The sequence below is a fragment of the Mesorhizobium helmanticense genome (assembly GCF_003034915.1).
GTDB classification, from domain to species: domain Bacteria; phylum Pseudomonadota; class Alphaproteobacteria; order Rhizobiales; family Rhizobiaceae; genus Mesorhizobium; species Mesorhizobium helmanticense.
This window is the reverse complement of record NZ_PZJX01000007.1, coordinates 283,330-295,259: the sequence shown is the minus strand read 5'-3', so window position 1 is coordinate 295,259 and position 11,930 is coordinate 283,330. Positions and strand designations below refer to the sequence as shown.

At 62.5% G+C, this 11,930-nt stretch carries 12 protein-coding genes; 6 read left to right on the top strand and 6 right to left on the bottom strand.

What is annotated here, in order from left to right; genetic code table 11:
• Positions 1-82: 82 nt before the first annotated feature.
• The gene (locus tag C9427_RS05590) at positions 83-283 is read right to left on the bottom strand and encodes a DUF2735 domain-containing protein (RefSeq protein ID WP_107648167.1); all 201 of its coding nucleotides are present in this window, start codon (positions 281-283) and stop codon (positions 83-85) included.
• 320 nt (positions 284-603) lie between these two features.
• Between C9427_RS05590 and C9427_RS05585 the strand changes: the two genes are divergently transcribed.
• Complete coding sequence (locus C9427_RS05585) at positions 604-1,641, top strand: glutamine synthetase beta-grasp domain-containing protein (protein ID WP_107648166.1); 1,038 nt, start codon at positions 604-606, stop codon at positions 1,639-1,641.
• A gap of 149 nt (positions 1,642-1,790) precedes the next feature.
• On the opposite strand, the gene glnA is transcribed toward C9427_RS05585, so the two are convergent.
• Both glnA and C9427_RS05575 read right to left on the bottom strand, forming a co-directional pair.
• Positions 1,791-3,200 (bottom strand): type I glutamate--ammonia ligase, encoded by a 1,410-nt coding sequence (glnA, locus tag C9427_RS05580; protein WP_107648165.1) that lies wholly within the window; start codon positions 3,198-3,200, stop codon positions 1,791-1,793.
• A 58-nt stretch (positions 3,201-3,258) separates the two neighbouring features.
• A complete protein-coding gene (locus C9427_RS05575; protein ID WP_006205430.1) occupies positions 3,259-3,597 on the bottom strand; it encodes a P-II family nitrogen regulator in 339 nt (112 codons plus the stop codon).
• A 354-nt stretch (positions 3,598-3,951) separates the two neighbouring features.
• On the opposite strand from C9427_RS05575, the gene C9427_RS05570 reads away from it, so the two are divergent.
• From C9427_RS05570 to C9427_RS05550, 5 genes are all read left to right on the top strand, one after another.
• Entirely contained in the window at positions 3,952-5,484 is a 1,533-nt protein-coding gene (locus C9427_RS05570; RefSeq protein ID WP_107648164.1) for an NAD(P)H-hydrate dehydratase, read from the top strand.
• Positions 5,485-5,739: 255 nt separating this feature from the next.
• The gene (locus tag C9427_RS05565) at positions 5,740-6,240 is read left to right on the top strand and encodes a (2Fe-2S)-binding protein (protein ID WP_107648208.1); all 501 of its coding nucleotides are present in this window, start codon (positions 5,740-5,742) and stop codon (positions 6,238-6,240) included.
• Positions 6,241-6,358: 118 nt separating this feature from the next.
• Complete coding sequence (locus C9427_RS05560; RefSeq protein WP_107648163.1) at positions 6,359-8,707, top strand: xanthine dehydrogenase family protein molybdopterin-binding subunit; 2,349 nt, start codon at positions 6,359-6,361, stop codon at positions 8,705-8,707.
• Between the two features lie 12 nt (positions 8,708-8,719).
• Positions 8,720-9,517 carry an FAD binding domain-containing protein gene (locus C9427_RS05555; RefSeq protein ID WP_107648162.1) on the top strand — a complete coding sequence of 266 codons (798 nt, stop codon included), beginning with the start codon at positions 8,720-8,722 and terminating at the stop codon, positions 9,515-9,517.
• A gap of 78 nt (positions 9,518-9,595) precedes the next feature.
• Complete coding sequence (locus C9427_RS05550; RefSeq protein ID WP_245436984.1) at positions 9,596-9,922, top strand: acyltransferase family protein; 327 nt, start codon at positions 9,596-9,598, stop codon at positions 9,920-9,922.
• A 6-nt stretch (positions 9,923-9,928) separates the two neighbouring features.
• Here the strand turns inward: C9427_RS05550 and C9427_RS05545 are convergent, their stop codons facing one another.
• The 3 genes from C9427_RS05545 to C9427_RS05535 all read right to left on the bottom strand — a co-directional run bounded on the left by C9427_RS05545 (position 9,929) and on the right by C9427_RS05535 (position 11,769).
• A complete protein-coding gene (locus tag C9427_RS05545) occupies positions 9,929-10,426 on the bottom strand; it encodes a GNAT family N-acetyltransferase (RefSeq protein ID WP_107648161.1) in 498 nt (165 codons plus the stop codon).
• The gene (locus tag C9427_RS05540) at positions 10,426-11,202 is read right to left on the bottom strand and encodes a copper homeostasis protein CutC (protein ID WP_107648160.1); all 777 of its coding nucleotides are present in this window, start codon (positions 11,200-11,202) and stop codon (positions 10,426-10,428) included. Before C9427_RS05540 ends, C9427_RS05545 begins: the two co-directional genes overlap by 1 nt.
• Before the next feature lie 135 nt (positions 11,203-11,337).
• Positions 11,338-11,769, bottom strand: a complete 432-nt coding sequence (locus tag C9427_RS05535) for a cupin domain-containing protein (RefSeq protein ID WP_107648159.1) — start codon at positions 11,767-11,769, stop codon at positions 11,338-11,340.
• Positions 11,770-11,930 lie beyond the last annotated feature (161 nt).

Here is an 11,930-nt window from a genome sequence, read left to right as displayed (position 1 = left end):
CGGTTCCGCATTCAAAGACAAAGCCCGGCGCGAGCGATCGCGCCGGGCTTTTGCGTTTTCAGGATACGATAATTCTGCGGCTTCAACTCTTTCGAGTTTGTTTGGCTTCGTCCTCGATGGCGGCCTCGTGGTACCAGGCGTCGCCGAAATCCGTGCTGACACTGCGCAAAGAGGCAAGCTCTGCCGCGAACTTAGCCTTTTCGCTTAAATTTAAGGCAGAAGCGCGCGCTGCCACCGGGAACATCAGGATCTTGGCCGAGGGACGGGTCGGAGTGATTTCCATTGCCGGTCTCCTTTCTTCTGCCGAACGATATCGATTCAATCTTTCCTCAAGATAGGTGCTGCGATCCGTTTAAGCAATATGCCTATGAAAAGATCAGTATTTGCCCAAGATTTGTGCAATATCTGCTTTTGATTGATCTTGCCGCATTGCTTAGGCGGCTTGGCGGGTTTGCCGGGTTGTCGGGTCATTTTTGCCGCACCTCTCGAGCCGAGAATGGCACACGATTTGCATTTTAATGAACCGGCAGGTCGGCTGCTGGGTGGTTCGGCGCGCGCCGGCGTCATCCAGAAGTTCGGTTTATCAAGCAACGAGAGGTCAGAATGACGAAGTACAAGCTCGAGTATATTTGGCTCGATGGATACACCCCGGTTCCCAACCTTCGGGGCAAGACCCAGATCAAGGAATTCGCCGAGTTTCCGGCGCTCGAGCAGCTTCCGCTGTGGGGTTTCGATGGCTCTTCGACCATGCAGGCCGAGGGCCACAGCTCCGACTGCGTGCTGAAGCCGGTCGCCGTCTATCCGGATCCGGCGCGCAGCAACGGCGTGCTCGTCATGTGCGAGGTGATGATGCCGGATGGCGTTACGCCGCATGCATCCAACAAGCGCGCCACCATCCTCGATGACGAGGGCGCCTGGTTCGGCTTCGAGCAGGAGTATTTCTTCTACAAGGACGGTCGCCCGCTCGGCTTCCCTGAGAGCGGCTATCCCGCGCCGCAGGGTCCTTACTACACCGGCGTCGGCTACTCCAATGTGGGCTCAGTCGCGCGTCAGATCGTCGAGGAGCATCTCGACCAGTGCCTCGCGGCCGGCATCAACCACGAGGGCATCAACGCCGAAGTGGCCAAGGGCCAGTGGGAATTCCAGATTTTCGGCAAGGGCTCCAAGAAGGCCGCCGACCAGATGTGGATGGCCCGCTATCTGATGCAGCGCCTCACCGAGAGATACGGCATCGACATCGAATATCACTGCAAGCCGCTGGGCGACACCGACTGGAACGGCTCCGGCATGCACGCCAATTTCTCGACCGCCTATATGCGCGAAGTCGGCGGCAAGGACTATTTCGAGGCGCTGATGGCGGCCTTCGACAAGAACCTGATGGACCACATCGCCGTCTACGGCCCGGACAACGACAAGCGCCTGACCGGCAAGCATGAGACCGCGCCGTGGAACAGGTTCAGCTACGGCATCGCCGACCGCGGCGCCTCGATCCGCGTGCCGCATTCCTTCATCAACAATGGCTACAAGGGCTATCTTGAGGATCGCCGCCCGAACTCGCAGGGCGACCCCTACCAGATCGCCTCGCAGATCCTGAAGACGATCGCCAGCGTGGACACGGCGGCGAAGAAGGCCGCTGCCTGAGCATTCCCCACGGCGCAGGCGCTCCGCGCGTCTGCGCCGTGACGCAGCTCTGTCCTGTCGGCGGCGCTGGTGGCCTGGCTCTTATGATAGATGACATGAAAAAACCCCGGCGCCGCGACGCCGGGGTTTTTGTTTCTGATCGATCCGGTTCAGATCGAATAGTACATGTCGTATTCGACCGGATGCGGGGTCATTTCGAAGCGCATCACTTCGGCCATCTTGAGCTCGATATAGCTGTCGATCTGGTCGTCGTCGAAGACGCCGCCGGCCTTCAGGAAGCCGCGGTCCTTGTCGAGGCTCTGCAGGGCTTCGCGCAGCGAGCCGCAGACGGTCGGGATCTTCTTCAACTCCTTCGGCGGCAGATCGTAGAGGTCCTTGTCCATCGGCTGGCCCGGATGGATCTTGTTCTTGATGCCGTCGAGGCCGGCCATCAGCATGGCGGCGAAGGCGAGGTAGGGGTTCGCGCCCGGATCGGGGAAGCGGACCTCGACGCGCTTGGACTTCGGCGACGAGCCGAACGGAATGCGGCAGGAGGCCGAACGGTTGCGCGCCGAATAGGCGAGCAGCACCGGCGCTTCATAGCCCGGCACCAGGCGCTTGTAGGAGTTGGTCAGCGGATTGGTGAAGGCGTTGATCGCCTTGGCGTGCTTGATGATGCCGCCGATATAGAACAGGCAGCTTTCCGAAAGGCCGGCATACTCATTGCCGGCGAAGGTCGGCTTGCCGCCCTTCCAGATCGACTGGTGGACATGCATGCCCGAGCCGTTGTCGCCGAACACCGGCTTCGGCATGAAGGTGGCCGTCTTGCCATAGGCGTTGGCGACCTGGTGCACGACATATTTGTAGATCAGCATCTTGTCGGCGTTGCGGACCAGCGTGTCGAACTTGATGCCGAGCTCGTGCTGGGCGGCTGCGACCTCATGGTGGTGCTTTTCGACGCGCACGCCCATTTCGGCGAGCACGGTCAGCATTTCCGAGCGCATGTCCTGCGCAGAGTCGATCGGCGGCACCGGGAAATAGCCGCCCTTGATGCGCGGACGGTGGCCGAGATTGCCGGTCTCATAGTCGGTGTCGTCATTGGACGGCAATTCGGTGGAGTCCAGCTTGAAGCCGGTGTTGTAAGGGTCGGCCTTGTACTTGACGTCGTCGAATACGAAGAACTCGGCTTCCGGGCCGACGAAGATCTGGTCGCCGATGCCTTCCGCCTTCATATAGGCCTCGGCCTTCTTGGCGGTGCCGCGCGGGTCGCGGTTGTAGGACTCGCCCGAGATCGGGTCGAGGATGTCGCACAGGATGACCATCGTCGACTGCGCGAAGAACGGGTCCATATGCACCGTTTCAGGGTCGGGCATCAGCACCATGTCGGACTCGTTGATCGCCTTCCAACCGGCGATCGAGGAGCCGTCGAACATGACGCCATCGGCAAACATGTCTTCCTCGACCTCGACGACATCCATCGTCACGTGCTGCAGCTTGCCCTTCGGATCGGTGAAGCGCAGATCGACGAACTTCACGTCGTTGTCCTTGATCTGCTTCATGATGTCTTTGGCTGTCGTCATGTCATTTCTTCCCTGTGTGGTGACGTTTCGAGGAGACGGTAATCTGAAATCAGAAACCTCAGACGGCGTCCATCCCTGTTTCGCCAGTGCGGATGCGCACGACCTCCTCGATATTGGAGACGAAGATCTTTCCGTCGCCGATACGGCCGGTCTGGGCCGCCTTGCGGATAGCCTCGATCGCGCCTTCGACCGCGTCGTCGCCGAGCACGACCTCGATCTTCACCTTGGGCAGAAAATCGACGACATATTCGGCGCCGCGATAAAGTTCGGTATGGCCCTTCTGCCGGCCGAAACCCTTGGCTTCGGTAACGGTGATGCCTTGCAGCCCGGCCTCCTGAAGCGCTTCCTTCACTTCGTCTAGCTTGAACGGCTTGATGATCGCTTCGATCTTTTTCATGTAATAAGTGGCCTCCACTGCCAAAAAAGACGGGTTGTGAGCCCCGCTTGCGCCTCCTTCAAGCACGAACTGTGCCAATTGAGAGGGTTAGAAGCGGCATTACGCGATTTCAATGCCATGTCGCGCCGGGATGCAAATTCGCGTCATCCGCTGCATTGGATACGTCATGGGCGCCCAGAACCTACACATTGCCAATCACTGCGTCCGCACAATAATAGGGCAAGCAGCACATTTCATAGGCACTTACGCACAGCGTTGGCTTTGAACGATGCATTGGCGGATCGTGTTGTCTCTTCGATGTTTGCCTCAAACCGAAAACTGGACAATGCTTGCGCAAATGCGGGTCGGCAATCCATGAGCAATGAACTTTTGTCTCCGGCCGAGATGGCCGAGGCCGATCGCCTGGCGATTGCGGCCGGGCCACTCGATGGCTTCGGCCTCATGCGGCGCGCCGGCGAGGCGGTCGCGGCCGTGGTGCTGGCTCGCTATCCCCAGGCGAGCCGCGTCCATGTCCTGTGCGGTCCCGGCAACAATGGCGGCGATGGCTACGTCGTCGCGGGCATTCTGAGGGACAGCGCCGTCGACGTCCTGCTTTGGGCATCCGGCCCGCCAAGGGCCGGCAGCGATGCGGCTCTCGCTGCTTCGCGGTGCCCGGTCAAACCTCGTCCGCTGGCCGAGTTTGTTGCCGAGACGGGCTCGATCGTGGTCGACGCGCTCTATGGGGCAGGGCTGTCCAAGCCGCTCGCCGACGATGCCGCGAGCGCGGTCGACAGGGCGACGGAGCTGGGCCTGCCCGTCATCGCGGTCGATCTGCCCTCGGGCGTTTCCGGCGCAAGTGGCGAAGTCCTCGGCCGGGCATTCCGCGCCGAGGTCACAGTGACGTTCGCGCGCAAAAAGCCGGGGCATTTGCTGCTGCCGGGGCGCCAAATGTGCGGCGAAATCGTGCTTGCCGACATCGGCATCGGCGACGGCGTCATTGCGCAGCTTGAACCACGAACCTTCGAAAATACCCCGCCGCTTTGGGTAGGGAAGTTCCCGGTTCTCGCCGTCGACACCCACAAATACAAGCGCGGCCATGTCGGCGTTTTTTCGGGCGGGCCGAGCGCAACGGGTGCCGCGAGACTGTCGGCGCTTGCCGCGGCCAGAAGCGGGGCAGGGGCCGTGACCGTGCTTTCGCCGGCGAATGCCATGCAGGTGAATGCCGCGCATCTGACCTCGATCATGCTGCGCAAGGCCGACACCGTCGCCGACATGCACGATTTCATAGGCGAGCGCCGGCCGTCGGCCTTCGTCCTCGGCCCGGGCTTTGGCGTCGGTGAAAAGGCGCGGGATTTTGCCCTTGCCGTACTAAGTGCAGGACGGCACGGCGCCGCTGGCGGGATCGACGGGCTGGTGCTTGATGCCGACGGCATAACCTCGTTTCGCGAGGCGCCTGAGTTGCTGTTCGAAGCCGCTCGTCTGCCGGACGCCCCCGCCCTGGTGCTGACCCCGCATGAGGGTGAATTCGCCAGGCTGTTTCCGAACATTGCCGGGGACAAGGTCCTGTCCAAGTTGGACAGGGCGCGCGCCGCTGCCGAGCGCGCCAACGCCGTCATCATCTACAAAGGCGCCGACACGGTGATCGCAGCACCCGATGGCAGGGCGGCAATCAACGGCAATGGCGCGCCGTGGCTCGCCACCGCCGGCTCCGGCGACGTGCTGGCAGGAATCATCGCCGGACTGTTGGCGCAGGGCATGCCGGCTTTCGAAGCGGCCTGCGCGGCGGTCTGGATCCATGCCGAGGCCGGCAGCCATTGCGGACCTGGGCTAATCGCCGAGGATCTGCCGTCGGCGCTGGCGCCGGTGCTGCGCGAGCTTGTCGACAGCGGCATCAGGACCGCGCGATGAGCCTCCGGTCTGCTCTGCTCGCGGCGATCGGATGGCGGTAGCGCACGGTGATCGAAGTTTTCGGTTCATGTCACCGTTTTCTCCGGCGTGACCGAAAGTACAATATGCGGATTTTCGGGCGAACTGCATTCTCACGACTTCGGAATTTCGGGCCGCTTTTTCCGTATGTTACACGGGTGGAGGAAGAGCGGCCAGCCGGAGCGCATGCGCCGCATCGGCGACGGAACGACCAAGGTATTTGCCCAGGGAGGTTTCATGTCGGAAGTATCGTTGACGGTCAACGGGAAGCGGGTCAGCGGCGTCGCCGAAGACCGCACGCTGCTGGTTCATTTCCTGCGGGAGAATCTCGGCCTCACCGGCACGCATGTCGGGTGCGACACCTCGCAATGCGGCGCCTGCGTGGTCCATGTCGACGGCAAGGCGGTAAAGTCCTGCACGATGCTGGCGGTGCAAGCCTCCGGGTCGACCGTGCTGACGATCGAAGGTCTGGCCAACGGCGCCGACCTGCATCCGGTGCAGGCGGCGTTCAAGGAGCATCACGGGCTGCAATGCGGCTTCTGCACGCCGGGCATGATCATGGCGGCGACCGACATGATCAACCGCCACCCCGAAGGTCTCGACGAGGCCACGGTGCGCGTCGAGCTCGAAGGCAATATCTGCCGCTGCACTGGCTACCACAACATCGTCAAGGCGATCCTCGCCGCGTCAGTGACGATGTCCAAGGGGGCGAAGGGCAAGGCCAAGCAAGCTGCGTGAAGGACTTAAGGGAGTAAGGGAGTAGGGCAGTAAGGCAGTAGGGAACCAGGAGCCAATTTCCCTACAGCCTTACTCCCTTACTGCCCTACTCCCCTTCAATTTGGGAGGAATTTCTGCGATGGGCATTGAAGGCGTTGGCGCTCGGGTGGCGCGCAAGGAAGACAAGAGGTTCATCACCGGCGCCGGCCGCTATGTCGACGACATGGTGGTTCCAGGCATGAAGCATGCGGCCTTCGTGCGCAGCCCGCACGCACATGCGCAGATCAAGAAGATCGACGTCAAGCAGGCGCAAGGCATGCCCGGCGTCATCGGCGTTTTGACCGGCAAGGAGCTCAAGGCAGACGGGATCGGCAATCTCATCTGCGGCTGGATGATCCATTCCAAGGACGGCTCGCCGATGAAGATGGGAGCGTGGTCGCCGCTGGCCTTCGACAAGGTTCGCTATGTCGGCGACGCGGTGGTCGTCGTGGTCGCCGAAACCAAGAGCCAGGCGCGCGACGCGGCCGAAGCGGTCGACATCACCTACAAGGAGTTGAAGGCGGTCGTCGATGCGCCGAGAGCACTCGAGAAGGGTGCGCCGCAGATCCATCCGGAAGCCGACAACAATCTGATTTTCGACTGGGAACTCGGCGACGGCAAGGCAACCGACGCGGCAATCAAGGCCGCTGCCCACGTCACCCGCATGAAGATCGTCAACAACCGGCTGGTGCCCAACGCCATGGAGCCGCGCGCGGCGCTTGGCCATTACGACAAGGCGGAGGATCACTATACCTGCTGGACGACCTCGCAGAACCCACACCTGGCGCGCCTGGTTATGAGCGCCTTCTACAATGTCGCGCCGGAAAACAAGCTGCGCGTCATCGCGCCGGATGTCGGTGGCGGCTTCGGCTCGAAAATCTACATCTATCCCGAAGAGATAGTCTGCCTGTGGGCCTCGAAGAAGACCGGCGTGCCGGTCAAATGGGTGGCCGACCGCACCGAGAGCTTTCTCACCGACGCCCATGGCCGCGACCATGTCTCGACCGTGGAGATGGGCTTCGACAAGAACAACGTGATCACCGGGCTGAAGGTCGACACCATCGCCAATCTCGGCGCTTACATGTCGCTGTTCTCGTCCTGTGTGCCGACCTATCTCTACGCGACGCTGCTGTCGGGCCAGTACAACATTCCGGCCATCCACGCCAATGTGCGCGCCGTCTACACCAACACGGCGCCGGTCGACGCCTATCGCGGGGCAGGGCGGCCGGAGGCCACCTATCTGCTCGAACGCACAATGGAGACCGCCGCCCGCGAACTGGGCGTGTCGCCAGCCGAGCTTCGGCGAAAGAACTTCATCACGTCCTTCCCGCATCAGACGCCGGTCATCATGAACTATGACGCCGGCGACTATGCCGCCTCGCTCGACGCGGCGATGAAGGCATCCGACTATGCCGGCTTTGCCGGGCGCAAGGCGGCCGCCGCCAAGAGAGGCAGGCTGCGCGGCATCGGCATGAGCAACTACATCGAGGCCTGCGGCCTCGCGCCGTCGGCGGCTGTCGGCAGCCTTGGAGCGGGTGTCGGCCTTTGGGAAAGCGCCGAGGTGCGCGTCAACGCCGTCGGCACGATCGAAGTGTTGACCGGCTCGCACAGTCATGGCCAGGGCCATGAGACGACCTTCGCGCAATTGGTCAACCAGCGTTTCGGCGTGCCGATCGACAGCGTCTCGATCGTCCATGGCGACACCGACAAGGTGCAGATGGGCATGGGCACCTACGGCTCGCGCTCGGGTGCGGTCGGCATGTCGGCCGTCGCCAAGGCGCTCGATAAGGTCGAGGCCAAGGCCAAGAAGATCGCCGCCCATCTGCTCGAGGCCGACGAGGGCGACATCGTCATCGACAACGGCACGCTGAAGGTGGCGGGCACGGACAAAAGCGTGCCGTGGTTCCAGATGGCGCTCGCCGCCTACACCGCCCACAATCTGCCAGGCGGCATGGAGCCAGGGCTGAAGGAGACGGCGTTCTACGATCCGTCGAACTTCACCTTTCCGGCCGGCTGCTACGTCTGCGAGGTCGAGATAGATCCGGAAACCGGCACGACCGAGATCATCCAGTTTGTCGCCGCCGACGATTTCGGCAATATCATCAATCCGATGATCGTCGAGGGCCAGGTGCATGGCGGCATCGCGCAAGGCATCGGCCAGGCGCTGCTGGAAGGCGCCTTCTACGATGCCAGCGGCCAGTTGCTGACGGCGAGCTACATGGACTACACCATGCCGCGCGCCAGCGACCTGCCGTCGTTCAAGGTCTCGACCTCGAACACGCCATGCCCGGGCAATCCGCTCGGCATCAAAGGTTGCGGCGAAGCCGGCGCCATCGGCTCGCCGCCGGCGGTGATCAACGCCATCACCGACGCCATCGGCATCACCGATATCGCCATGCCGGCATCGCCGTCCACGGTCTGGGCAGCGATCCGGGCGACGAAGCGCTGAGGAGGAATAACCATGTATTCGGTCAATTATCACCGTGCCGCCTCGGTCACCGATGCCGCCAAGCTGGTCAAGAACGGCGATGCGAAGCTGTTATCGGGCGGCATGACGCTGATCCCCGCGATGAAGACGCGGCTGGCCGCCCCCTCCGATCTTGTCGACCTGTCGCGGATCAAGGAGCTGCAAGGCGTCAAGGTGTCGGGCAAGACCATCACCATCGGCGGTGGAACCACGCATTATGAAGTCGCCAGCGACGAGAAGCTGAAAAAGGCCTGTCCGGCGCTTGCCCATCTGGCGTCGCTGATCGGCGACCCGGCGGTGCGCCACAAGGGCACGATCGGCGGTTCGATCGCCAACAACGATCCGGCGGCCGACTATCCGGCAGCGCTGCTGGCGCTCGACGGCACCATCGTCACCAACAAGCGTGAGATCGCCGCCGACAAGTTCTTCAAAGGCCTGTTCGAGACGGCACTGAAGGACGGCGAGATCATCACGGCGGTGACCTTCACCGCGCCTGCCAAGGCTGCCTATGAAAAGTTCCGCAACCCCGCCTCGCGCTATGCGATCGTCGGCGTGTTCGTGGCCAAGGGCAAGGATGGCGTCAGGGCTGCCGTCACCGGGGCCGGCGACGACGGCGTCTTCCGCTCGAAGGAGATCGAGGCGGCACTGGCCAAGAATTTTGCGGCCTCTGTGCTGGACGGCATGAAAGTGCCGGCGAAGAATTTGATGAGCGACATCCACGCCTCGGCCGACTACCGCGCCAATCTGATCGCGGTGATGGCCAAGCGCGCGGTGGCCGCCGCCAACGCCTGACGTCAGCCATATCCTGATGCATTAGGGGCCTTGCGGTCCCTTTTTGCATCCTTGTTCAGGGGTCCGCATGTCGCCCTTGTGGCATCCGCTGCGGCGGTCCTTCTGTTCATTGATCCGGTGCCGACGCCGATCCACTATCTTGTCGCCGTGCCACTGCTGGCGCTTGCGGTCAATTCGCTCGACTTCAGCGCTCGTTACCTGACAGGGTTCTTGTCCTCCCGACCGATGGCGATGCTCGGGCTGTGGTCGTATTCGCTCTATCTGTGGCAGCAGCCCTTCTACAAATTCGTCTATTCGCAGGGCAGTGCGCCATTGCCCATGCTGGCCGGCGTGTTCGCCTGCGCGCTGTGCAGCTACTACATCGTCGAAAAGCCGGCGCGGGGCTGGCTGAATCGCAATTGGTAGGGCTGATCAGATCGTTATCTTTCGCTCGTAGTAGCGCACGGCCTTCTTGCCGCCGTGGATCACCGCGTCGCCGACCTCGACAAAGCCAAGTGCCGCGTGAAAGGCGTCCGAGGCGGGATTGGGCGGCTCGGCATTGACCTCGCAAGTGACGATGGTCTGGCCGGCACGCGCAACCTGGTCGAACAGATCCTCATACAGCCGGCGGGCGTGTCCTCGGCCGCGCGCGTGGCCAGCGACGACGACACGGTCAACATAGACGAAGCGCTTGTAGCGCTCGCGGAACCACAGGAAATTTGGGCTGTCGTAGTTGGCGTCCTGGTCGAAGGTCATGATGAAGGCTTCGAGCGCGCCGATGCGGCGCGCATAGAATGCCTCGCCGAGAAGGAAGGACAGGCGCGCTGCTTCGAGCCATGACAATTCGGCTGCGTGCTCGTTGTTGAGGGCGAGGATGGCGGGTTCGTCCTCAGGCGCAACCCTGACGATCGGCGAGGGCGTGTTCGTCATCAGGCCCGAACCGCCGCGATCGTCGCTGCCACCAGCGCTCCGTCGGTGACGGTGGTGCGATACTCGCGATCGAGGTCGTCACCGCCCATGCCGACATGGGGATTTCGGTAGCGCATGGTGCTTGGCACATCCTTGAGTGCGGCGAAATGCATTTCTGTCAGCCCGGTTGTTCCCGCCACCTCGGCAATGTTGTCGGGATCAAGCGCGCCGCAGCCGAGAATGATGATGCGGTCGCCGGCCTGCCGCACGAGATCCGCCAGCAGCGCCGCTCCTTGCAGCGCCGTATCGCGCTGGCCGCTGGTCAGCACCCGGCCGACCTTGCAGCGGATCAGCGCTTCCAGCGCCTCGGCCGGATCGCGCGTCATGTCGAAGGCGCGATGGCAGGTGACGTTCAAAGGCCCGGCCGCCCGCACCAGTTCGCTCATGCGTTTTTCGTCGATCGTGCCGTCGGCGTTCAGACAGCCGACGACGACACCGGCCACGCCGAGTTCGCGGAGCGCGCGTGCATCGGCGAGCATCGAGCCATATTCAGTGTCGCTATAAAGGAAGTCGCCACCACGCGGCCGCACGATGACATGGAACGGGATCGTCGCCAGTTCGAGGGCCGCGCGGACAGTGCCGAGGCTTGGGGTGATGCCGCCTTCGATCAGCGAGGCGCACAGCTCGACCCGGTCGGCGCCGGCTGCCTGTGCGGCGAGCAGCCCGTCTATGCCTTCGACGCAGATTTCGATCAAGGGCAGGCGAGGGCGTTCGATGTCGGTCACGGGGCGGTCCACTGATGGTTAGAGATCGCGCAGCCCTAGCATCAGCTCAGTTGCCGCGAAAGCCGGAACCATTGGCTAAAGGCGCTCCAATTGTCGCTGCAGCTATAACCAGCTTCACTAGGTGGGCCGCGTCAGGAGCATGCTTACCTACTGGCGCAACACCGTGTTCTTGGTGCCCTCTTCGACCTGGTCGATCACCAGCAGCTTGACCGGATCGGTCCCGACATTGGTGGCCTGGTGCCATTGGCCGATCATCTCCACGATGAAATCGCCAGTCTTGTAGGTGTTGCTCTTGCCGGTCTCGACATTGGTGACCTGAAGCGTCCCGGCCTGGACATAGGCGTAGCGGGGGAAGGGGTGCTTGTGGACCGGCAAGGTTGCACCCGCCGCAATGTCGTAAGTCGAAACCAGGACCTGGACGTTCTTCTGCGGCAGCGTTATCGGCTGGCCGGATGCTGTCTCCGTGCGTGATGCAAGCGGCGTTACGACCACCGGCATTCCGCTGCTGTCCAGCGCCTGAGCAGCGTTTGCGAATAGCGCTGCCGCCAGCAGCGTCATTGATGTCAGAATCTTTCGCATGGTTCCTCCCAAGCCTGGTGATACCATTGCGCAGGGGACGTCCGCGCGCAAGCACCGGGGTGGCCACCATGGCGTGTGGACGATTTCCGGGGCTTAATCCCAAGCCTGCGACTGGGTGGGCGCCCGAGTCATAAAACATAGCCAATTAGCTTTCTATATTG

Bases quoted from the DNA above. Each gene is read 5' to 3' on its own strand.
- C9427_RS05535 (WP_107648159.1), bottom strand. From the start codon at position 11,769: ATGCGAAAGATTCTGACATCAATGACGCTGCTGGCGGCAGCGCTATTC.
- glnA (WP_107648165.1), bottom strand. From the start codon at position 3,200: ATGACGACAGCCAAAGACATCATGAAGCAGATCAAGGACAACGACGTG.
- C9427_RS05570 (WP_107648164.1), top strand. From the start codon at position 3,952: ATGAGCAATGAACTTTTGTCTCCGGCCGAGATGGCCGAGGCCGATCGC.
- C9427_RS05590 (WP_107648167.1), bottom strand. From the start codon at position 283: ATGGAAATCACTCCGACCCGTCCCTCGGCCAAGATCCTGATGTTCCCG.
- C9427_RS05585 (WP_107648166.1), top strand. From the start codon at position 604: ATGACGAAGTACAAGCTCGAGTATATTTGGCTCGATGGATACACCCCG.
- C9427_RS05545 (WP_107648161.1), bottom strand. From the start codon at position 10,426: ATGACGAACACGCCCTCGCCGATCGTCAGGGTTGCGCCTGAGGACGAA.
- C9427_RS05565 (WP_107648208.1), top strand. From the start codon at position 5,740: ATGTCGGAAGTATCGTTGACGGTCAACGGGAAGCGGGTCAGCGGCGTC.
- C9427_RS05555 (WP_107648162.1), top strand. From the start codon at position 8,720: ATGTATTCGGTCAATTATCACCGTGCCGCCTCGGTCACCGATGCCGCC.
- C9427_RS05560 (WP_107648163.1), top strand. From the start codon at position 6,359: ATGGGCATTGAAGGCGTTGGCGCTCGGGTGGCGCGCAAGGAAGACAAG.
- C9427_RS05575 (WP_006205430.1), bottom strand. From the start codon at position 3,597: ATGAAAAAGATCGAAGCGATCATCAAGCCGTTCAAGCTAGACGAAGTG.